Annotated in this window: 30 protein-coding genes; 28 read left to right on the forward strand and 2 right to left on the reverse strand. The window is 66.6% G+C overall.

The annotated features are described in order from the left end of the window. Positions 1 to 10: 10 nt before the first annotated feature. A complete protein-coding gene (locus V2S04_RS03640; RefSeq protein ID WP_413637135.1) occupies positions 11 to 766 on the reverse strand; it encodes a response regulator transcription factor in 756 nt (251 codons plus the stop codon). A 415-nt stretch (positions 767 to 1,181) separates the two neighbouring features. Between V2S04_RS03640 and rpsJ the strand changes: the two genes are divergently transcribed. From rpsJ to map, 23 genes are all read left to right on the forward strand, one after another. Then, a complete protein-coding gene (gene rpsJ / locus V2S04_RS03645) occupies positions 1,182 to 1,490 on the forward strand; it encodes a 30S ribosomal protein S10 (protein WP_017201594.1) in 309 nt (102 codons plus the stop codon). Between the two features lie 8 nt (positions 1,491 to 1,498). Beyond that, positions 1,499 to 2,158: a 50S ribosomal protein L3 gene (gene rplC, locus V2S04_RS03650; protein ID WP_099194596.1), complete on the forward strand. Its 660-nt coding sequence runs from the start codon at positions 1,499 to 1,501 to the stop codon at positions 2,156 to 2,158. Between the two features lie 4 nt (positions 2,159 to 2,162). After that, positions 2,163 to 2,828, forward strand: coding sequence for a 50S ribosomal protein L4 (gene rplD / locus V2S04_RS03655; RefSeq protein ID WP_099194597.1), 666 nt, complete (start codon positions 2,163 to 2,165; stop codon positions 2,826 to 2,828). After that, positions 2,825 to 3,145: a 50S ribosomal protein L23 gene (gene rplW, locus V2S04_RS03660; RefSeq protein WP_413637136.1), complete on the forward strand. Its 321-nt coding sequence runs from the start codon at positions 2,825 to 2,827 to the stop codon at positions 3,143 to 3,145. The genes rplD and rplW overlap by 4 nt, the downstream gene beginning before the upstream one ends. Positions 3,146 to 3,165: 20 nt before the next feature. Further along, positions 3,166 to 4,005, forward strand: a complete 840-nt coding sequence (gene rplB, locus V2S04_RS03665) for a 50S ribosomal protein L2 (protein ID WP_071640282.1) — start codon at positions 3,166 to 3,168, stop codon at positions 4,003 to 4,005. A gap of 12 nt (positions 4,006 to 4,017) precedes the next feature. Next, a complete protein-coding gene (gene rpsS / locus V2S04_RS03670; protein ID WP_071640280.1) occupies positions 4,018 to 4,299 on the forward strand; it encodes a 30S ribosomal protein S19 in 282 nt (93 codons plus the stop codon). Positions 4,300 to 4,337: 38 nt separating this feature from the next. Further along, positions 4,338 to 4,739 carry a 50S ribosomal protein L22 gene (gene rplV, locus V2S04_RS03675; RefSeq protein WP_099194599.1) on the forward strand — a complete coding sequence of 134 codons (402 nt, stop codon included), beginning with the start codon at positions 4,338 to 4,340 and terminating at the stop codon, positions 4,737 to 4,739. After that, positions 4,739 to 5,503 carry a 30S ribosomal protein S3 gene (rpsC, locus tag V2S04_RS03680; RefSeq protein WP_071640276.1) on the forward strand — a complete coding sequence of 255 codons (765 nt, stop codon included), beginning with the start codon at positions 4,739 to 4,741 and terminating at the stop codon, positions 5,501 to 5,503. Before rplV ends, rpsC begins: the two co-directional genes overlap by 1 nt. After that, entirely contained in the window at positions 5,503 to 5,922 is a 420-nt protein-coding gene (rplP, locus tag V2S04_RS03685; protein WP_099194600.1) for a 50S ribosomal protein L16, read from the forward strand. The genes rpsC and rplP overlap by 1 nt, the downstream gene beginning before the upstream one ends. Continuing rightward, positions 5,922 to 6,236, forward strand: a complete 315-nt coding sequence (rpmC, locus tag V2S04_RS03690) for a 50S ribosomal protein L29 (protein WP_071640272.1) — start codon at positions 5,922 to 5,924, stop codon at positions 6,234 to 6,236. Before rplP ends, rpmC begins: the two co-directional genes overlap by 1 nt. Beyond that, complete coding sequence (gene rpsQ, locus V2S04_RS03695; RefSeq protein WP_099194601.1) at positions 6,236 to 6,550, forward strand: 30S ribosomal protein S17; 315 nt, start codon at positions 6,236 to 6,238, stop codon at positions 6,548 to 6,550. Before rpmC ends, rpsQ begins: the two co-directional genes overlap by 1 nt. Further along, on the forward strand, positions 6,547 to 6,915 hold the full coding sequence (gene rplN, locus V2S04_RS03700; RefSeq protein ID WP_099194602.1) for a 50S ribosomal protein L14: 369 nt from the start codon (positions 6,547 to 6,549) through the stop codon (positions 6,913 to 6,915). The genes rpsQ and rplN overlap by 4 nt, the downstream gene beginning before the upstream one ends. Positions 6,916 to 6,917: 2 nt before the next feature. After that, positions 6,918 to 7,277 carry a 50S ribosomal protein L24 gene (gene rplX, locus V2S04_RS03705; RefSeq protein WP_363503271.1) on the forward strand — a complete coding sequence of 120 codons (360 nt, stop codon included), beginning with the start codon at positions 6,918 to 6,920 and terminating at the stop codon, positions 7,275 to 7,277. Then, entirely contained in the window at positions 7,277 to 7,867 is a 591-nt protein-coding gene (gene rplE, locus V2S04_RS03710) for a 50S ribosomal protein L5 (protein WP_071640263.1), read from the forward strand. Before rplX ends, rplE begins: the two co-directional genes overlap by 1 nt. A 147-nt stretch (positions 7,868 to 8,014) precedes the next feature. Beyond that, a complete protein-coding gene (gene rpsH, locus V2S04_RS03715; RefSeq protein ID WP_071640261.1) occupies positions 8,015 to 8,413 on the forward strand; it encodes a 30S ribosomal protein S8 in 399 nt (132 codons plus the stop codon). A 6-nt stretch (positions 8,414 to 8,419) separates the two neighbouring features. Continuing rightward, positions 8,420 to 8,956, forward strand: a complete 537-nt coding sequence (rplF, locus tag V2S04_RS03720) for a 50S ribosomal protein L6 (protein ID WP_099194605.1) — start codon at positions 8,420 to 8,422, stop codon at positions 8,954 to 8,956. Positions 8,957 to 8,958: 2 nt separating this feature from the next. Beyond that, on the forward strand, positions 8,959 to 9,318 hold the full coding sequence (gene rplR / locus V2S04_RS03725; protein ID WP_340086223.1) for a 50S ribosomal protein L18: 360 nt from the start codon (positions 8,959 to 8,961) through the stop codon (positions 9,316 to 9,318). Continuing rightward, the gene (rpsE, locus tag V2S04_RS03730) at positions 9,315 to 10,004 is read left to right on the forward strand and encodes a 30S ribosomal protein S5 (protein ID WP_099194607.1); all 690 of its coding nucleotides are present in this window, start codon (positions 9,315 to 9,317) and stop codon (positions 10,002 to 10,004) included. Before rplR ends, rpsE begins: the two co-directional genes overlap by 4 nt. Beyond that, on the forward strand, positions 10,004 to 10,189 hold the full coding sequence (gene rpmD / locus V2S04_RS03735) for a 50S ribosomal protein L30 (RefSeq protein WP_071640253.1): 186 nt from the start codon (positions 10,004 to 10,006) through the stop codon (positions 10,187 to 10,189). Before rpsE ends, rpmD begins: the two co-directional genes overlap by 1 nt. Beyond that, positions 10,189 to 10,788: a 50S ribosomal protein L15 gene (gene rplO, locus V2S04_RS03740; RefSeq protein ID WP_099194608.1), complete on the forward strand. Its 600-nt coding sequence runs from the start codon at positions 10,189 to 10,191 to the stop codon at positions 10,786 to 10,788. Before rpmD ends, rplO begins: the two co-directional genes overlap by 1 nt. Before the next feature lie 113 nt (positions 10,789 to 10,901). Beyond that, positions 10,902 to 12,224, forward strand: coding sequence for a preprotein translocase subunit SecY (gene secY / locus V2S04_RS03745; protein WP_413637137.1), 1,323 nt, complete (start codon positions 10,902 to 10,904; stop codon positions 12,222 to 12,224). Next, complete coding sequence (locus tag V2S04_RS03750; protein ID WP_413637138.1) at positions 12,221 to 12,814, forward strand: adenylate kinase; 594 nt, start codon at positions 12,221 to 12,223, stop codon at positions 12,812 to 12,814. The genes secY and V2S04_RS03750 overlap by 4 nt, the downstream gene beginning before the upstream one ends. Positions 12,815 to 12,821: 7 nt before the next feature. After that, positions 12,822 to 13,670 carry a type I methionyl aminopeptidase gene (map, locus tag V2S04_RS03755; RefSeq protein ID WP_413637280.1) on the forward strand — a complete coding sequence of 283 codons (849 nt, stop codon included), beginning with the start codon at positions 12,822 to 12,824 and terminating at the stop codon, positions 13,668 to 13,670. A gap of 99 nt (positions 13,671 to 13,769) precedes the next feature. On the opposite strand, the gene V2S04_RS03760 is transcribed toward map, so the two are convergent. Next, the gene (locus tag V2S04_RS03760; RefSeq protein WP_413637139.1) at positions 13,770 to 14,798 is read right to left on the reverse strand and encodes a hypothetical protein; all 1,029 of its coding nucleotides are present in this window, start codon (positions 14,796 to 14,798) and stop codon (positions 13,770 to 13,772) included. Between the two features lie 295 nt (positions 14,799 to 15,093). Here V2S04_RS03760 and V2S04_RS03765 point away from each other — a divergent pair, with 295 nt between their 5' ends. From V2S04_RS03765 to rpsK, 5 genes are all read left to right on the forward strand, one after another. Then, positions 15,094 to 15,753, forward strand: a complete 660-nt coding sequence (locus tag V2S04_RS03765) for a DsbA family protein (RefSeq protein WP_413637140.1) — start codon at positions 15,094 to 15,096, stop codon at positions 15,751 to 15,753. Positions 15,754 to 15,905: 152 nt separating this feature from the next. Then, entirely contained in the window at positions 15,906 to 16,127 is a 222-nt protein-coding gene (infA, locus tag V2S04_RS03770; RefSeq protein WP_018171468.1) for a translation initiation factor IF-1, read from the forward strand. 65 nt (positions 16,128 to 16,192) lie between these two features. Continuing rightward, positions 16,193 to 16,309 carry a 50S ribosomal protein L36 gene (gene rpmJ, locus V2S04_RS03775; protein ID WP_071644008.1) on the forward strand — a complete coding sequence of 39 codons (117 nt, stop codon included), beginning with the start codon at positions 16,193 to 16,195 and terminating at the stop codon, positions 16,307 to 16,309. Between the two features lie 136 nt (positions 16,310 to 16,445). After that, positions 16,446 to 16,820: a 30S ribosomal protein S13 gene (rpsM, locus tag V2S04_RS03780; RefSeq protein WP_099196937.1), complete on the forward strand. Its 375-nt coding sequence runs from the start codon at positions 16,446 to 16,448 to the stop codon at positions 16,818 to 16,820. A 27-nt stretch (positions 16,821 to 16,847) separates the two neighbouring features. After that, positions 16,848 to 17,246, forward strand: coding sequence for a 30S ribosomal protein S11 (gene rpsK / locus V2S04_RS03785; RefSeq protein WP_071644012.1), 399 nt, complete (start codon positions 16,848 to 16,850; stop codon positions 17,244 to 17,246). Positions 17,247 to 17,335 lie beyond the last annotated feature (89 nt).

Below are 17,335 nucleotides of genomic sequence, written 5' to 3' on the forward strand. Positions count from 1 at the left end.
GCTGCGCGGCTCAGGCGGCCAGCCGGTAGCCGACGCCGCGCACCGTCTCGATCCAGCGCGGCTGCGTGGCCGACTCTCCGAGCTTGCGGCGCAGGTTCGCGACGTGCACCTCGATGGCCCGCACGTCGTGCTCGCTGACGTACGTGTTCGCGCTGAGGCGGTCTCCGCGCAGCATCAGGGCGAGGTCGTCCTTGCCGATCACGCGTCGCCCGGAGGTGAGGAGATCGTGGAGGATGTCGAACTCGCTGCGGGTCAGCTCGAGTGCCACGCCGTCGGCCGTCGCCAGGCGCATTCCCGGGTGAAGGCGCAGCCCCTTGTGCTCGATCCAATCCACATCGTGGCCACCGGCTGTAGAAGGGGAGGCCGGCTGCGGCTGAGGATCGGAGGCGCCCATCGACCGCGGCCGGCGCAGCATCGCGTCGATCCGCGCGCGCAGCTCGCGCGGACGGAACGGCTTGGTGAGGTAGTCGTCGGCACCGGACTGCAGACCCTGCACGGCATCGATCTCCTCGGCACGGGCGGTGAGCATCACGATGTACGTGTTGCTGAACGCACGCAGACGCCGTGCCGTCTCGAATCCGTCCATGCCCGGAAGGCTCACGTCGAGTGTGGTCACGAGGGGGTCGTGAGCCTGGATCAGCGCGATGCCGTCGGCTCCCGTGCCCGCCGTCATCACCGTGAAGCCGGCCTGCTCGAGCACCTCGCGGATGAGTTCCCGGATGTCCGGATCGTCCTCGATCACGACCGCGTTCTGCGACTCCGCCACGTTCCCTCCCAGCGCCGGATCCGTGCGTGTCCGGTGCTCGCGATGATAGCGCGTCCACGGTCTACGCGTGTATCCGGCGGCAGTCGCCGGACGCGACACGCCCGGGTTTGCAGTACGGGAATCGGCCGTGGCAGAATAGACAGGTTCCACATTTCTGCGCTCTCGTGATGCGCGGAATCACTGCCACGAAAGTGCATAGACGGCAGCCCCTGATCAGGGTGCAGCAGGGTTCTAGGCCGCGGGCAGCAGAACACAGCCCCACTCGAAGACGCGAGCATACGATGCTGGCGTCTTCATGGTGAAAAGAGAACAGCGGTGCGCAAGTGCCGAAGGCGCGAACAGCGCCATCGTGCGTCCAATGCCCCAGGGTCACCCGATCCCGGACGGTACGACGCCTATAGAGAGAGAGCAGACAATGGCGGGACAGAAGATCCGCATTCGCCTGAAGTCGTATGACCACGAGGTCATCGACACGTCGGCACGCAAGATCGTCGACACCGTGACCCGTGCGGGCGCGACCGTCGTCGGCCCCGTGCCGCTTCCGACCGAGAAGAACGTCGTGTGCGTCATCCGGTCGCCCCACAAGTACAAGGACAGCCGCGAGCACTTCGAGATGCGCACCCACAAGCGTCTGATCGACATCGTCGACCCGACGCCGAAGGCCGTCGACTCGCTGATGCGTCTCGACCTGCCCGCCGATGTCAACATCGAGATCAAGCTCTGAGGTCCGCCATGGTTGACATCAACGCAAAGATTTCCAAGGGCATGCTCGGCACCAAGCTCGGCATGACCCAGGTCTGGAACGAGAACGGGAAGCTCATCCCCGTGACCGTCATCGAGCTGGCTCCGAACGTGGTCACCCAGGTTCGCACCCCCGAGAAGGACGGCTACAACGCCGTTCAGATCGCCTACGGCCAGATCGACCCCCGCAAGGTCAACAAGCCGCTGACCGCCCACTTCGAGGCAGCCGGCGTGACCCCGCGTCGCCACGTCACCGAGATCCGCACCGCGGACGCCGCTGACTACTCGCTCGGCCAGGAGCTCACGCTCGACGGCGTGTTCGAGGCAGGCCAGCTGGTCGACGTCGTCGGCACCAGCAAGGGCAAGGGCACCGCCGGTGTCATGAAGCGCCACAACTTCGCCGGTGTCTCGGCCTCCCACGGTGCGCACCGCAACCACCGCAAGCCCGGTTCGATCGGCGCATCGTCGACCCCGAGCCGCGTGTTCAAGGGCATGCGCATGGCCGGCCGCATGGGTGGCGAGCGCGTGACCGTCCTCAACCTCACGGTTCACGCCATCGACGCCGAGAAGGGACTCATGCTCGTCAAGGGCGCCGTCCCCGGTGCTCGTGGTCGTATCGTGTACGTCCGCAACGCAGTGAAGGGTGCCTGATCTCATGGCTGACTCCACTCTGGCAATCGACGTCCTCGCGGTCGACGGCAAGAAGGCAGGCTCCATCGAGCTGCCCGCCTCGATCTTCGACGTCGAGACCAACGTCCCCCTGATCCACCAGGTCGTCGTCGCGCAGCTCGCCGCCGCGCGTCAGGGCACCCACGCCACGAAGACTCGTGGCGACGTGTCCGGCTCGGGAAGCAAGCCCTTCAAGCAGAAGGGCACGGGTAACGCCCGTCAGGGCTCGATCCGCATGCCGCAGCACCGCGGTGGTGGCACGGTCCACGGCCCGCAGCCGCGCGACTACTCGCAGCGCACCCCCAAGAAGATGATCGCCGCCGCCCTCCGTGGCGCGCTGAGCGACCGTCTGCGCGGCGAGCGTCTGCACGCCGTCGAGGCATTCGTCGCCGACAGCACCCCCTCGACCAAGGCTGCGGCCGGCCTGCTGGCCTCCGTCGCCCCGTCGAAGAACGTGCTCGTCGTCATCGAGCGCTCCGACGAGCTGACCACGAAGAGCGTCCGCAACCTGGCGAACGTCCACCTGATCAGCTTCGACCAGCTGAACGCCTACGACGTCGTCGTCTCCGACGACATCGTCTTCACCAAGGCCGCACTCGAGGGCTTCATCGCCGCCAAGACCGGTGCGACCGCAGAGGAGGTCTCGGCATGACCGAGCAGAACGTTCTCGCCACGGCCCTGAACAAGGACCCGCGCGACATCATCCTCGGACCGGTCGTGTCCGAGAAGAGCTACGGCCTGATCGACGAGGGCAAGTACACGTTCTTCGTCGACCCCCGCGCCTCGAAGACCGAGATCAAGCTCGCCATCGAGAAGATCTTCGGCGTCAAGGTGGCTTCGGTCAACACGATCAACCGCGTCGGCAAGGCCCGCCGCACCCGCTTCGGCACCGGCAAGCGCAAGGACACCAAGCGCGCGATCGTGTCTCTGAAGTCGGGTTCCATCGACATCTTCACGGCAGTCGGCTGACCGGGGGATAAGGACAGATTATGGCTATTCGCAAGTACAAGCCCACGACCCCGGGTCGCCGCGGCTCGTCGGTGGCCGACTTCGCCGAGATCACTCGATCGACGCCTGAGAAGTCGCTGCTGCGTCCGCTCTCGAAGACCGGTGGTCGCAACAACCAGGGCCGCATCACCACCCGTCACATCGGTGGTGGCCACAAGCGCCAGTACCGCGTCATCGACTTCCGTCGCAATGACAAGGACGGCATCAACGCCAAGGTCGCTCACATCGAGTACGACCCCAACCGCACCGCGCGCATCGCGCTGCTGCACTACTTCGACGGCGAGAAGCGCTACATCCTCGCGCCGAACAAGCTGAAGCAGGGCGACGTGGTCGAGTCGGGTGCCGGCGCTGACATCAAGCCGGGCAACAACCTGCCGCTGAAGAACATCCCCACCGGTACCGTGATCCACGCGATCGAGCTGCGTCCCGGCGGCGGAGCGAAGATGGCCCGTTCGGCCGGCGCCTCGGTGCGTCTGGTCGCGAAGGACGGCCCCTACGCACAGCTGCGTCTGCCCTCGGGCGAGATCCGCAACGTCGATGCGCGCTGCCGCGCGACCATCGGTGAGGTGGGCAACGCCGAGCAGTCGAACATCAACTGGGGCAAGGCCGGCCGCAAGCGCTGGAAGGGCGTCCGCCCGACCGTCCGCGGTGTCGCCATGAACCCGGTCGACCACCCGCACGGTGGTGGTGAGGGCAAGACGTCCGGTGGACGTCACCCCGTCTCCCCGTGGGGCCAGGCTGAGGGTCGTACCCGTCACGCCAACAAGGAAAGTGACAAGTACATCGTCCGCCGCCGCAACGCCGGCAAGAAGCGCAAGTAGGAGTAGAGGAAGATGCCACGCAGTCTCAAGAAGGGCCCCTTCGTCGACGAGCACCTGCTTCGCAAGGTGGTCGGACAGAACGAGTCCGGTACGAAGAACGTCATCAAGACCTGGTCGCGTCGATCGATGATCATCCCGGCGATGCTGGGACACACCATCGCCGTGCACGACGGTCGCAAGCACATCCCCGTGTTCGTGACCGAGACCATGGTCGGCCACAAGCTGGGCGAGTTCGCGCCCACCCGCACCTTCCGCGGCCACGAGAAGGACGACAAGAAGGGCCGTCGCCGCTGACGCGGTGACGCTCTGGACAGAAACAGAGGAGGAGAACCATGGTGGAATCCATCGCACGCGTCAAGCACATCCGCGTGACCCCTCAGAAGGCTCGTCGTGTCGTCGCGCTCATCAAGGGCAAGCAGGCGCAGGAAGCACTGGCCATTCTGAAGTTCGCACCGCAGGGTGCCAGCGAGCCGATCTACAAGCTCGTGCACTCCGCCATCGCCAACGCGTCGGTCAAGGCCGACCGTGACGGCGAATTCCTGGACGAGCAGGACCTGTACGTGAAGAACGCGTACGTCGACGAGGGCACGACGCTCAAGCGCTTCCGCCCCCGTGCTCAGGGTCGTGCCTCGCAGATCAAGAAGCGCACGAGCCACATCACGGTCGTGCTGGCCACCCCGGAGGTCGCTGAGGCGACCGCACCGGCGGCCAAGACGAAGAAGGCGAGCAAGTAATGGGCCAGAAGGTCAACCCGTACGGCTTCCGCCTCGGCATCACCACGGACCACGTGTCGCGTTGGTTCTCGGACTCGACGAAGCCGGGCCAGCGTTACGCCGACTACGTCGCCGAGGACATCAAGATCCGTCGCCTGCTGCAGACGCAGCTGGACCGCGCCGGTGTCTCGAACATCGAGATCGAGCGCACCCGTGACCGCGTGCGTGTGGACATCCACACCGCACGTCCGGGCATCGTCATCGGCCGCCGCGGCGCCGAGGCCGAGCGCATCCGCGGCGACCTCGAGAAGCTCACCGGCAAGCAGATCCAGCTGAACATCCTCGAGGTCAAGAACCCCGAGGCCGACGCTCAGCTCGTCGCGCAGGGCATCGCCGAGCAGCTCTCCGCTCGCGTGGCGTTCCGCCGTGCGATGCGCAAGGGTCTGCAGGGCGCTCAGCGCGCCGGCGCCAAGGGCATCCGCATCCAGGTCTCCGGCCGCCTCGGCGGCGCGGAGATGAGCCGCTCGGAGTTCTACCGCGAGGGTCGTGTGCCGCTGCACACGCTGCGCGCGAACATCGACTACGGCTTCTACGAGGCGAAGACCACCTTCGGCCGCATCGGCGTGAAGGTCTGGATCTACAAGGGCGACCTCACCAACAAGGAGCTTGCCCGCGAGCAGGCCAACCAGAAGCCTTCGCGCGAGCGTGGCGACCGTCGTGGCCCCCGTGGCGACCGCGGTGACCGTCGCAACGAGGCTCCCGTCGCAGAAGGAGCGTCTGCCTGATGCTTATCCCTCGCAAGGTCAAGTACCGCAAGCAGCACCACCCGAAGCGCTCGGGCCAGGCGACCGGTGGCACCAAGGTGTCGTTCGGTGAGTTCGGCATCCAGGCGCTGACCCCCGCCTACGTGACCAACCGTCAGATCGAGTCCGCTCGTATCGCGATGACCCGTCACATCAAGCGTGGTGGAAAGGTGTGGATCAACATCTACCCCGACCGCCCGCTCACCAAGAAGCCCGCTGAGACCCGCATGGGTTCGGGTAAGGGCTCGCCCGAGTGGTGGGTCGCCAACGTCAAGCCGGGCCGTGTCCTCTTCGAGGTCGCGGGCGTGAACGAGCAGCTCGCACGCGAGGCGCTCACCCGGGCCATTCACAAGCTGCCGCTCAAGGCACGCATCATCAAGCGCGAGGAGGGCGACGCGTAATGGCGATCGGCACCAAGGAGCTCGCACCGAGCGAGCTCGACACGTTCGAAGACCAGCGCCTCGTCGAGGAGCTGCGCAAGGCCAAGGAGGAGCTGTTCAACCTCCGTTTCCAGTCGGCCACCGGCCAGTTGGAGAGCCACGGCCGCATCCGCGCCGTCAAGCGCGACATCGCGCGCCTTTACACCGTGATCCGCGAGCGCGAGCTGGGCATCCGTGCGACGCCCGCTCCGGTCGAGGCTCCGGCCAAGAAGGCGTCCAAGGCGAAGGCGAAGAAGGCCGACGAGGCTGAGGCGCCGAAGGAGGAGGCCGAGTAATGGCTGAGAAGAAGGCTGCTGACGCCGTCGAGCACGGCGAGCACGACGTCCGCGACGCGGACGCGCGTGGCTACCGCAAGGCCCGCCGCGGCTACGTCGTCAGCGACAAGATGGACAAGACCATCGTCGTCGAGGTCGAGGACCGCGTGAAGCACCCGCTTTACGGCAAGGTCATCCGCGTCACCTCGAAGGTCAAGGCGCACGACGAGAACAACACCGCCGGCATCGGCGATCTCGTTCTCATCAACGAGACCCGCCCGCTGAGCGCCACGAAGCGCTGGCGCCTGGTGGAGATCCTGGAGAAGGCAAAGTGATCCAGACCGAGTCCCGCGTCAAGGTCGCCGACAACACCGGCGCCAAGGAGCTGCTCACGATCCGCGTCCTCGGTGGTTCCAGCCGCCGTTACGCCGGCCTGGGCGACACCATCGTCGCGACCGTCAAGGACGCGATCCCCGGCGGCAACGTCAAGAAGGGCGATGTGGTCAAGGCCGTCATCGTCCGCACCGTCAAGTCGACGCGTCGTGCCGACGGTTCGTACATCAAGTTCGACGAGAACGCCGCCGTCATCCTGAAGAACGACGGGGAGCCCCGCGGCACCCGCATCTTCGGACCGGTCGGTCGTGAGCTTCGCGACAAGAAGTTCATGAAGATCGTCTCGCTCGCCCCGGAGGTCATCTGATCATGGCGAAAATCAAGAAGGGTGACCTGGTTCAGGTCATCAGCGGCCGCAAGCAGGACAAGGGCGGCGACCGCGGCAAGCAGGGCAAGGTCCTCGAGGTCCTCGTCGAGCAGAACCGCGTCGTCGTGGAGGGCGTGAACTACGTCTCCCGCCACACCCGTGTCGGCCAGACCCAGCGCGGCACCAAGACCGGTGGCATCGAGACCGTCGAGGCCCCGATCCACATCTCCAACGTCGCTCTCGTCGACCCCTCGACCAAGAAGCCGACCCGCGTCGGCCACCGCGTCGAGGAGCAGGTCAAGGACGGCGTGAAGCGCACGGTCCGCGTGCGCTACGCGAAGAAGTCAGGTAAGGACCTCTGATGGCTACGGCAACTGCTGCTGAGACTGGCAAGACCCAGCCTCGCCTGAAGCAGAAGTACAACACCGAGATCAAGAAGGCTCTGCAGGAGCAGTTCGGCTACGCGAACGTCATGCAGATCCCCGGCCTGGTCAAGGTCGTCGTCAACACCGGTGTCGGTGAGGCGGCTCGTGACTCCAAGGTGATCGAGGGTGCGATCGACGATCTCACCAAGATCACCGGTCAGAAGCCCATCGTCACCAAGGCCCGCAAGTCCATCGCGCAGTTCAAGCTGCGCGAGGGCCAGGCCATCGGTGCGCACGTCACCCTCCGCGGTGACCGCGCCTGGGAGTTCGTCGACCGCCTCGTCAACCTGGCTCTGCCGCGCATCCGCGACTTCCGCGGTCTGTCGGCCGACCAGTTCGACGGCAACGGCAACTACACCTTCGGTCTCCAGGAGCAGAGCGTGTTCCACGAGATCGACCAGGACAAGATCGACCGCGTCCGCGGCTTCGACATCACCGTGGTGACCACGGCCAAGACGGACGACGAGGGTCGCGCACTCCTGCGCGCGCTCGGCTTCCCGTTCAAGGCCGCCGACGCCCCGGCGTAAGCGGAGAGAGTGGGGAGGGATGCTGCACAGCGTCCCTCCCCACATCCCGTACAATTGAAGATTGTGCGTCCGCTCGGGCGCGACTCTCATCGAAGGCCGTCTGTCGTGTAACGGCAGCCGGAACCTCATGATCGAAGGAAACCAGATATGACGATGACAGACCCGGTCGCAGACATGCTGACCCGTCTGCGCAACGCGAACTCGGCGCACCACGACTCCGTGACCATGCCGTCGAGCAAGCTCAAGACGAACATCGCCGAGATCCTCCAGCAGGAGGGCTACATCGCCGGCTTCGAGGTGACCGACGCCCGCGTCGGCAGCAACCTCACCCTCTCGCTCAAGTACGGTCCCAACCGTGAGCGCTCCATCGCCGGCATCAAGCGCGTGTCGAAGCCCGGTCTCCGCGTGTACGCGAAGTCGACCGAGCTGCCCAAGGTCCTCGGTGGCCTCGGCGTTGCCATCCTGTCCACCTCCTCCGGTCTTCTCACCGACCGTCAGGCTGAGCAGAAGGGCGTGGGCGGAGAAGTTCTCGCCTACGTGTGGTGATCTGACATGTCGCGTATCGGACGACTTCCCATCGACATCCCCTCGGGCGTGACCGTCTCGGTCGACGGCCGCGAGGTCGCAGTCAAGGGCCCCAAGGGCGAGCTGTCGCTCACCCTGGCCAACCCCATCGAGGTCACGGTCGAGGAGAACCAGGTTCTGGTCACCCGCCCCGACGACGAGCGCGAGTCGCGTTCGCTGCACGGACTGACCCGCACCCTCATCAACAACAACATCATCGGCGTCACCCAGGGCTACACCAAGGGCCTCGAGGTCGTCGGCACCGGTTACCGCGTGCAGCAGAAGGGCAACTCGATCGAGTTCGCCCTCGGCTTCTCGCACCCGGTCCTGGTCGACCCGCCCGCAGGCATCACCCTGACGGTCGAGGGCACCAACAAGGTGACCGTGAGTGGCATCGACAAGCAGGCTGTCGGCGAGGCCGCTGCCAACATCCGCAAGATCCGCAAGCCCGAGCCGTACAAGGGCAAGGGTGTGCGCTACGCCGGCGAGGTCGTGCGTCGCAAGGCCGGAAAGGCTGGTAAGTAACCATGGCTGTCAAGTCCAAGTCCGCCGCCCGCGCGCGTCGCCACGCACGTCTTCGCAAGAAGATCGTCGGCACCGACGTCCGCCCGCGGCTCGTCGTCAACCGCTCCGCGCGCCACGTGTTCGTGCAGCTCGTCGACGACGCCAAGGGCCACACGGTGGCATCCGCTTCCACGCTCGAGACCGAACTGCGCTCCTTCGACGGTGACAAGACCGCCAAGGCCCGCAAGGTCGGCGAGCTCGTCGCCGAGCGCGCGAAGGCCGCCGGCGTTTCCGAGGCAGTGTTCGACCGTGGCGGCAACCGCTACGCCGGTCGTGTCGCAGCCATCGCCGACGGCGCCCGCGAAGGGGGTCTGGCACTGTGAGTGACAACAAGGAGAACGAAGTGACCGAAACCGCTCCTGCCGAGGCTCAGGCTCAGGCCGAGCCGCAGCGCGAGCAGCGCGACAACCGCCGTGGCGGCCGCGACCGCGGCCAGAGCCGCGACCGCAACTCGCGCGACCGCGGTGACAACCAGTTCCTCGAGCGCGTCGTCACCATCAACCGCGTCTCGAAGGTCGTGAAGGGTGGTCGTCGCTTCAGCTTCACCGCGCTCGTGGTCGTCGGTGACGGCAACGGTCTGGTCGGCGTCGGCTACGGCAAGGCCCGCGAGGTGCCCCTGGCCATCTCGAAGGGCGTCGAAGAGGCCAAGCGCAACTTCTTCCGCGTCCCGCGCGTCGGCTCGACCATCCCGCACCCCGTGCAGGGTGAGGCCGCAGCCGGTGTCGTGCTGCTTCGTCCGGCCGCTGCCGGTACCGGTGTCATCGCCGGTGGTCCGGTACGCGCCGTGCTCGAGTGCGCCGGCATCCACGATGTGCTGTCGAAGTCGCTCGGCTCGTCGAACACGATCAACATCGTGCACGCCACGGTCGAGGCCCTGCAGGGTCTCGAGGAGCCGCGCGCCGTCGCCGCTCGTCGTGGTCTCGACTACGACGCCGTCGTGCCGGAGATCATCATCCGCAACGAGGCGAAGGCCGCTGCTGCCGCCGCCGCGCAGAAGGTAGGTGCCTGATGGCTGAGCGCCTCAAGGTCACGCAGATCAAGTCCAAGGTGAGCGAGAAGCAGAACCAGCGCGACACGCTGCGTTCGCTCGGTCTCAAGCGGATCGGCGACTCGGTCGTTCGTCCCGACGACGCTCAGACCCGCGGCTACGTCCGCGCCGTCGCGCACCTCGTCAAGGTTGAGGAGATCGACTAATGGCTGAGAAGAACGAAACCGTCGAGGCCGAGAAGGCCCCGAAGACCGCCGCCAAGAAGCCGGCTGCCGCCAAGAAGCCCGCCGCGGCGAAGGCAGCGCCGGCCAAGGCCGCCGACAAGAAGGCTCCGGCCAAGAAGGACGCCGAGGCTCCGGCCGCGCGTCCGTCGGTCCTGAAGGTGCACCACCTGCGTCCCGTCCCGGGCGCTCACACCGCCAAGACCCGTGTCGGTCGCGGTGAGGGCTCGAAGGGCAAGACCGCCGGTCGTGGAACCAAGGGCACCAAGGCGCGCAACACCGTGCGCGCCGGCTTCGAGGGTGGGCAGATGCCGCTGCACATGCGCACCCCGAAGCTGCGCGGGTTCAAGAACCCGTTCCGCGTCGAGTACCAGGTCGTGAACCTGGCCAAGCTCGCGGAGCTCTACCCCCAGGGTGGAGACGTCACCGTCAGCGACCTGGTCGCCAAGGGTGCCGTGCGCAAGAACGAGAAGGTCAAGGTCCTCGGCGACGGCGACATCTCGGTCAAGCTGACCGTGTCGGTCGACAAGGTCTCGGGCAGCGCCGAGCAGAAGATCGTCGCCGCCGGTGGTTCGGTCAACTGAGCCACCCGCTGTGAACGCTGGGAGGGGTCGGAGATTCTCCGGCCCCTCCTGTGCGTTACCCTGGACTTTCGGCCGTCCTTCGATGTTCGGCAACCCCTTCAGGAGGAACGCCCTTGTTTAGCGCCATCGCGCGAATCTTCCGCACGCCTGACCTGCGGCAGAAGATCCTTTTCACCATCGGCATCATCGCTCTGTACCGTCTGGGCTCGAATGTGCCGGCTCCGTTCGTGAACTTCCCGAACGTCGAGCAGTGCCTCGCGGCCAACGCCGGCACCGACGGTCTGCTCGGACTGGTCAACCTCTTCTCCGGCGGTGCACTGCTGCAGCTGTCGATCTTCGCCCTCGGCGTCATGCCCTACATCACCGCGACGATCATCACCCAGCTGCTGCGCGTCGTCATCCCGCACTTCGAGTCGCTCCACCAGGAGGGCCAGGCGGGTCAGAGCAAGCTCACCCAGTACACGCGCTACCTCACGATCGCACTCGCACTGCTGCAGTCCGCGACCGTGGTGACCGTCGCGCGCAGCGGCCAGCTGTTCGGCCAGACCGACGTCGCCGCCTGCAACACCCTTCTGACCAATGACGTGTGGTGGGCACAGGCGCTCATCATCATCGCCATGACCGCAGGCACCGGCCTGATCATGTGGATGGCCGAGCTCGTCACCGAGCGCGGCATCGGCAACGGCATGTCGCTGCTCATCTTCACCTCGATCGCCGCCACCTTCCCCGGCTCCATGTGGGCGATCTGGGAGGCCAAGGGCTTCGAGACCTTCCTGCTGGTGATGCTCATCGGCATCGTCGTGATGTCGCTCATCGTCTACGTCGAGCAGTCGCAGCGACGCGTGCCGGTGCAGTACGCCAAGCGCATGGTCGGCCGGCGCACCTACGGCGGCACCAACACGTATATCCCGATCAAGGTCAACATGGCGGGCGTCATCCCGATCATCTTCGCCTCCTCGCTGCTGTACGTGCCGATGCTGATCGCGCAGTTCAACACCCCCGCCGACGGCAGCGAGCCGCCCGCCTGGGTGGCGTGGATCCTCGCGAACATGGCAACCGGCGACCAACCGCTGTACATGCTCGTGTACTTCCTGCTGATTATCGGCTTCACCTACTTCTACGTCGCGATCACGTTCAACCCGGTCGAGGTCGCCGACAACATGAAGAAGTACGGCGGGTTCATCCCCGGCATCCGCGCCGGGCGGCCGACGGCCGAGTACCTCGATTACGTGATCACGCGCATCACGTTCCCCGGCTCGCTCTACCTGGGTCTCGTGGCCCTCATCCCGCTGGTCGCCCTGGCGACGGTGCAGGCCAACCAGAACTTCCCGTTCGGCGGCGCCTCGATCCTCATCATCGTGGGTGTCGGTCTCGAGACGGTGAAGCAGATCGACGCGCAGCTGCAGCAGCGCCACTACGAAGGGCTCCTCCGATGACCTCCGCACGTCTTCTCATCGTCGGCCCGCAGGGATCCGGCAAGGGCACCCAGGGCATCCGCGTCGCCGAGGCGCTGGGCATCCCGGTCGTCTCGACCGGCGACATCTTCCGCGCCAACATCAAAGAGGGCACCGAGCTCGGCCAGAAGGTCACCGCGATCCTCGACGCGGGCGACCTGGTGCCCGACGAGCTGACCAGCGAGATCGTCCGCGACCGGCTGTCGCAGGACGACGCGCAGGGCGGCTTCCTGCTCGACGGCTACCCCCGCAACACCACGCAGGTGCACCACCTCGACTCCTTCCTGGGCGAGAACGACGCGGCGCTCGACGCGGTGATCCTGCTCGACGTGCCGCGCGATGAGAGCATCGCGCGGCTCAGCCTTCGCGCTGTGGAGCAGGGGCGCTCGGACGACACCGACGAGGCCATCGCGCACCGACTCGACATCTACGAGCACGAGACGGCTCCGATCGTCTCGCTGTACGAAGGGCGTGGCATCGTCGACCGCATCGACGGCGTCGGATCGCTCGACGAGATCACCGGCCGCATCTCCGCCGCCCTCGCCGCACGTGGCATCGGGCAGCTGGTCTGACCCCTCGATGTTCCGCAAGTCGATCTACAAGACCCCTGCACAGCTGCGCTCGATGATCGAGCCCGGGCTGATCACCGCCGCGGCTCTCGACGCGGTGCGCCCCCTGGTGCGCGCCGGCGTGACGACGGCGGAACTGGATGCCGTGGCAGAGCGCACCATCATCGGCCGCGGCGCAGAGTCGAACTTCCAGCTCGTGCGCGGGTACCGTCACACCACGTGCATCTCGGTGAACGAGCAGGTCGTGCACGGGATCCCCGGGGATCGGGTGCTCGAGCCCGGCGACATCGTCTCGATCGACTGCGGGGCCCAGTTCAAGGGCTGGAACGGCGACAGCGCGGTCACCTTCGTGGTGCCCGACGAGTCCCGTCCCGACCTGGTCGCCCGCCGCGGGGAGCTCTCCCGGGTCACCGAGGGATCGATGTGGGCGGGCATCGCCGCCATGGCATCCGCTCCGCACCTCGGCGATCTCGGCGCGGCCATCCAGGACTACATCGAGGCGCAGGGCCCGTCGGCCGTGACGGGGGAGAGCTACGGCATCCTGCGCGAGTACGTCGGGCACGGCATCGGACGCAAGATGCACGAGGCGCCGAGCGTCTTCAACTACCGCACGCCCGATCCCGGCGCAGAGGTGCGTCCCGGACTCGTGCTCGCCATCGAGCCGATGGTCACCGCCGGCGGAGAGGCGACGTTCGTCGAGGACGACGACTGGACGGTTTCGACGACCGATGGCTCCGACGGCGCACACTGGGAGCACAGCGTCGCCCGCCACGACGGCGGCATCTGGGTGCTGACCGCGCCCGACGGCGGTGCCGCCGGCCTGGCGCCTTTCGGCGTCACGCCCGTCCCGATCGCCTGACGCGGCCGCCGCTCCCGCGGCCCGGCCGCCGCCATGCCGGCGCGGCCGCCGGTATCGCTCCCTTCTCCGCGAGACTTCTCTTCCAGCACGAGACGGCGTTCATTGAACTCCGTCTCGTGCCCGAACGGAAGTCTCGCGGGTTGAACTCGGGTGAGACGGGAGACGGTCGCGACGGCGGTCTGAGAGCGAGGCGAGCATCTCCGGCTGCACCGGATGCTGTGGACGCAGCCCTGCTGCGCGCAGCGCGCCAACGAGCGGATCGACCCTCCAGGCGTCCGCCAGCTCCCACCGTGCGACCGGATGCCCGTGCCGCCGGAGCCTGTTCTCGCGGCGCTTCTCGGCCTTGAGCCGCTCGGCCGCTTCGTCGGCGTCGTCAAGGTGATACTTGCCCCAGCCGTCAGCTTCTCCGACCACTCGGGTGGAAGGGAAGTGAAAGTCGACCCGGTCATCGCTTCCGTCGTAATGGAACTCACGCTGCAACTCCGGCTCCTCGAATCCGCTCCACTCGATGACCGCCCGGCTCACACTCTCCGACGGGGACTCTGCTCGAGGGTCTGCTCGCCCACATACCCAGCCGAGCATGGCCCGGCCGCGCGAACCGTTCTGGCTCCTGCTGCGAGCCATGATGTCGCTGACCGACAGCGATCCACCCTGCGCGGGCGAGATCGCACTGTCTACGACGGCGAGAGCTCGCGCCGGCTGCAGCACCCGGGCGAGGTCGACGGCAGTGTCGAGCAGCGACGTCACCTGCACGCCGGCGACCACGGCGAGCTCACGCGGATCGGCGCTGGTGTGCACGCACACGTCTCCGCTGCGCTGCGAGGTCCTGAGATCGGGGTCGAACACGTGAATGTCGCGCGGATGCCCGAACACCGGCATCCCGTGCAGCACCGCTGCAGATTCGAGGCACAGTACGGCATCCGGCCTGCTGCGGGCGAAGGCGTGCACCCGAGCCGCGTAGCGCTGCCACGGCTTCAACCTCAGGAACGCCTGCTTCGGGGCGTATATGCCCCGCCGCAGTCGCACGTGGGTCGAGGCGCGCAGCGTGATCCCGAGCATCCGCGCCTCCGATCGCGTGATCAGCGGAATAGGGGAGGTGACGATGGCACGTTCGATCAACAGCAGCATTCGCCCATCCAACGCAGTGCGCGATGCGAGCATCCGTCGCATTCCCGCTTTCGGTGGAAAGCCAGTCGCGAACCTCCCCATGTGGAAACCCGCGAGACTTCCGCTCCAGCATCAGACGGCGCTCATAGACGCCTGTCTCGTGCTGGAGGGTAAGTCTCGCGGGCGGCGTCGGAGGGCACGCGGGCGGGCGGCGACCGGAAGGGCGGCCGGATGCTGAGCCGAGGGTTCACATGGCAGGCATAGCGTGCGCGGGGCAGAATGGGTGCGACCTTTTCGTGCTGAAGATCGGACTGTCATGGCCCACGCCCAGAGCAAGCCCAACTGGTTTGCCATCGGAATCTCCATCGCCGTCGTCGTCGTGCTGGTCGCGCTCGGCGCGGTCGTCGTCTGGCTGAACAACCAGGCGACCGATGCGGGACCGGCGCCGAAGGGCGACATCATCAACTCCGAGACCGGTGCCATCACGTTCGGCGAGGGCGAGGACGTCGTCTCGACCTACGTCGACTTCATGTGCCCCGCGTGCAACTCGTTCGAGCAGGCATACGGCCAGCAGCTTCAGGATGCCGCGGCATCCGACGACCTCACGCTCGAGATCCACCCAATCGCGATCCTCGACCACCTCTCGCAGGGCACGAACTACTCGTCGCGCTCGGCCGCGGCCATGTACTGCGTCGCCGAGAACAACTCCGACAAGGCGCTCGAGTACCTGAACACCCTGTTCGCGAATCAGCCTGCGGAGGGGTCGACGGGGCTCACCGACGATCAGCTCAAGCAGCTCGCAGAGCAGGTCGGCGCCGACAAGGCGGCGAGCTGCATCGACGAGGGCACCTACCTCAAGTACGGCGCCGCCCAGGCGCAGGCGCACGAGATCAAGGGCACGCCCACGGTCGAGATCAACGGCAAGCGCCTCGACATCGCAGACATCAACACCGAGCTGCCGAAGGTCCTGCCCTGATCGGGGAGCACTCCATTTGGCGCACGGGCGTCGAGGGTCTACCATAGATCTTTGGTGCCTTGCGCCTCGTTCCGGCGTGTCCGAACGGGCGGCATCACACTCATCACCCATCCACCGCAGATCGACCGGTCTGCAGAAGCGTCAGCGAGGCTATGGCTAAGAAAGACGGTGTCATCGAGATCGAGGGCGTCGTGTCCGAGGCTCTGCCCAACGCGATGTTCCGCGTTGAGCTCAGCAATGGACACAAGGTTCTGGCGACGATCTCCGGAAAGATGCGGCAGAACTACATCCGCATCATCCCCGAGGACCGCGTGGTCGTGGAGCTCTCGCCCTACGACCTGACCCGCGGCCGCATCGTCTACCGCTACCGCTGATCGGTCGAGAAGTAACACCTCAGGCCCTTCGGCCTGCCCGGTGAAGACAGCGAACAGGAAACATCATGAAGGTCAACCCCAGCGTCAAGCCCATCTGCGACCACTGCCGCGTGATCCGTCGTCACGGTCGCGTCATGGTCATCTGCAAGTCGAACCCGCGTCACAAGCAGCGCCAGGGCTGAGCAGGGTCACACCCCGCTTCACAACTCAATAAAGACATAAGGCAGCATCGGAACCCGCGCGAGCGGGGGACACCTCGGGGCGGAGGCCCGGGACCGGATGCTGCTCCACACCTCCACAACACTCCAGGAGAACCGCATGGCACGTCTTGCCGGCGTTGACATCCCGCGCGACAAGCGCGTGGTGATCGCCCTCACCTACATCTACGGCATCGGCCGCACCCGCTCCGTCGAGATCCTCAAGGCGACCGAGATCGACGAGTCGATCCGCGTCAAGGACCTCACCGACGAGCAGCTCGTCGCACTGCGCGACCACATCGAGGGCAACTACAAGGTGGAGGGTGACCTGCGCCGCGAGGTCGCCGCCGACATCCGCCGCAAGGTCGAGATCGGCTCCTACGAGGGTCTGCGCCACCGTCGCGGCCTTCCGGTCCGCGGTCAGCGCACCAAGACCAACGCGCGTACCCGCAAGGGCCCGAAGCGCACCGTCGCCGGCAAGAAGAAGGCCCGCTAAGCGGCCAGGGAATAGGAGAACACTTTCATGGCTGCACCCAAGGCCGCCGCGCGCAAGCCGCGCCGCAAGGAAAAGAAGAACATCGCGCTGGGCCAGGCCCACATCAAGTCGACGTTCAACAACACCATCGTCTCGATCACCGACCCGTCCGGCGCTGTCATCAGCTGGGCCTCGTCGGGTGGCGTGGGCTTCAAGGGCTCCCGCAAGTCGACGCCGTACGCCGCCGGCATGGCAGCGGAGTCCGCTGCGCGCCAGGCAGCGGAGCACGGCGTCAAGAAGGTCGACGTCTTCGTGAAGGGTCCGGGCTCGGGCCGCGAGACCGCGATCCGCTCGCTGCAGGCCGCCGGCCTCGAGGTGGGGTCCATCCAGGACGTCACGCCTCAGGCGCACAACGGCTGCCGTCCGCCGAAGCGCCGCCGCGTCTGATCTCGCAGTCTGCCCTTCCTGAGCCCGCACGGGCCCGGGAAGGGCAGACTCGCCCCCAGATTCCCCACAACTTCAGACCTCACCCCACA

The sequence above is a fragment of the Microbacterium sp. OR21 genome (assembly GCF_047306785.1).
Taxonomy (GTDB): domain Bacteria; phylum Actinomycetota; class Actinomycetes; order Actinomycetales; family Microbacteriaceae; genus Microbacterium; species Microbacterium esteraromaticum_E.

Bases quoted from the DNA above. Each gene is read 5' to 3' on its own strand.
- rpmD (WP_071640253.1), top strand. From the start codon at position 10,004: ATGGCTGAGCGCCTCAAGGTCACGCAGATCAAGTCCAAGGTGAGCGAG.
- rplO (WP_099194608.1), top strand. From the start codon at position 10,189: ATGGCTGAGAAGAACGAAACCGTCGAGGCCGAGAAGGCCCCGAAGACC.
- V2S04_RS03750 (WP_413637138.1), top strand. From the start codon at position 12,221: ATGACCTCCGCACGTCTTCTCATCGTCGGCCCGCAGGGATCCGGCAAG.
- rplC (WP_099194596.1), top strand. From the start codon at position 1,499: ATGGTTGACATCAACGCAAAGATTTCCAAGGGCATGCTCGGCACCAAG.
- rpsH (WP_071640261.1), top strand. From the start codon at position 8,015: ATGACGATGACAGACCCGGTCGCAGACATGCTGACCCGTCTGCGCAAC.
- rpmC (WP_071640272.1), top strand. From the start codon at position 5,922: ATGGCGATCGGCACCAAGGAGCTCGCACCGAGCGAGCTCGACACGTTC.
- rpsQ (WP_099194601.1), top strand. From the start codon at position 6,236: ATGGCTGAGAAGAAGGCTGCTGACGCCGTCGAGCACGGCGAGCACGAC.
- map (WP_413637280.1), top strand. From the start codon at position 12,822: ATGTTCCGCAAGTCGATCTACAAGACCCCTGCACAGCTGCGCTCGATG.
- rpmJ (WP_071644008.1), top strand. From the start codon at position 16,193: ATGAAGGTCAACCCCAGCGTCAAGCCCATCTGCGACCACTGCCGCGTG.
- V2S04_RS03765 (WP_413637140.1), top strand. From the start codon at position 15,094: ATGGCCCACGCCCAGAGCAAGCCCAACTGGTTTGCCATCGGAATCTCC.
- rplR (WP_340086223.1), top strand. From the start codon at position 8,959: ATGGCTGTCAAGTCCAAGTCCGCCGCCCGCGCGCGTCGCCACGCACGT.
- rpsJ (WP_017201594.1), top strand. From the start codon at position 1,182: ATGGCGGGACAGAAGATCCGCATTCGCCTGAAGTCGTATGACCACGAG.
- V2S04_RS03760 (WP_413637139.1), bottom strand. From the start codon at position 14,798: ATGCTGCTGTTGATCGAACGTGCCATCGTCACCTCCCCTATTCCGCTG.
- infA (WP_018171468.1), top strand. From the start codon at position 15,906: ATGGCTAAGAAAGACGGTGTCATCGAGATCGAGGGCGTCGTGTCCGAG.
- rpsK (WP_071644012.1), top strand. From the start codon at position 16,848: ATGGCTGCACCCAAGGCCGCCGCGCGCAAGCCGCGCCGCAAGGAAAAG.
- rpsC (WP_071640276.1), top strand. From the start codon at position 4,739: ATGGGCCAGAAGGTCAACCCGTACGGCTTCCGCCTCGGCATCACCACG.
- rpsS (WP_071640280.1), top strand. From the start codon at position 4,018: ATGCCACGCAGTCTCAAGAAGGGCCCCTTCGTCGACGAGCACCTGCTT.
- rpsM (WP_099196937.1), top strand. From the start codon at position 16,446: ATGGCACGTCTTGCCGGCGTTGACATCCCGCGCGACAAGCGCGTGGTG.
- rplD (WP_099194597.1), top strand. From the start codon at position 2,163: ATGGCTGACTCCACTCTGGCAATCGACGTCCTCGCGGTCGACGGCAAG.
- rplV (WP_099194599.1), top strand. From the start codon at position 4,338: ATGGTGGAATCCATCGCACGCGTCAAGCACATCCGCGTGACCCCTCAG.
- rplP (WP_099194600.1), top strand. From the start codon at position 5,503: ATGCTTATCCCTCGCAAGGTCAAGTACCGCAAGCAGCACCACCCGAAG.
- rplX (WP_363503271.1), top strand. From the start codon at position 6,918: ATGGCGAAAATCAAGAAGGGTGACCTGGTTCAGGTCATCAGCGGCCGC.
- rplF (WP_099194605.1), top strand. From the start codon at position 8,420: ATGTCGCGTATCGGACGACTTCCCATCGACATCCCCTCGGGCGTGACC.
- rplB (WP_071640282.1), top strand. From the start codon at position 3,166: ATGGCTATTCGCAAGTACAAGCCCACGACCCCGGGTCGCCGCGGCTCG.
- rplW (WP_413637136.1), top strand. From the start codon at position 2,825: ATGACCGAGCAGAACGTTCTCGCCACGGCCCTGAACAAGGACCCGCGC.
- rplE (WP_071640263.1), top strand. From the start codon at position 7,277: ATGGCTACGGCAACTGCTGCTGAGACTGGCAAGACCCAGCCTCGCCTG.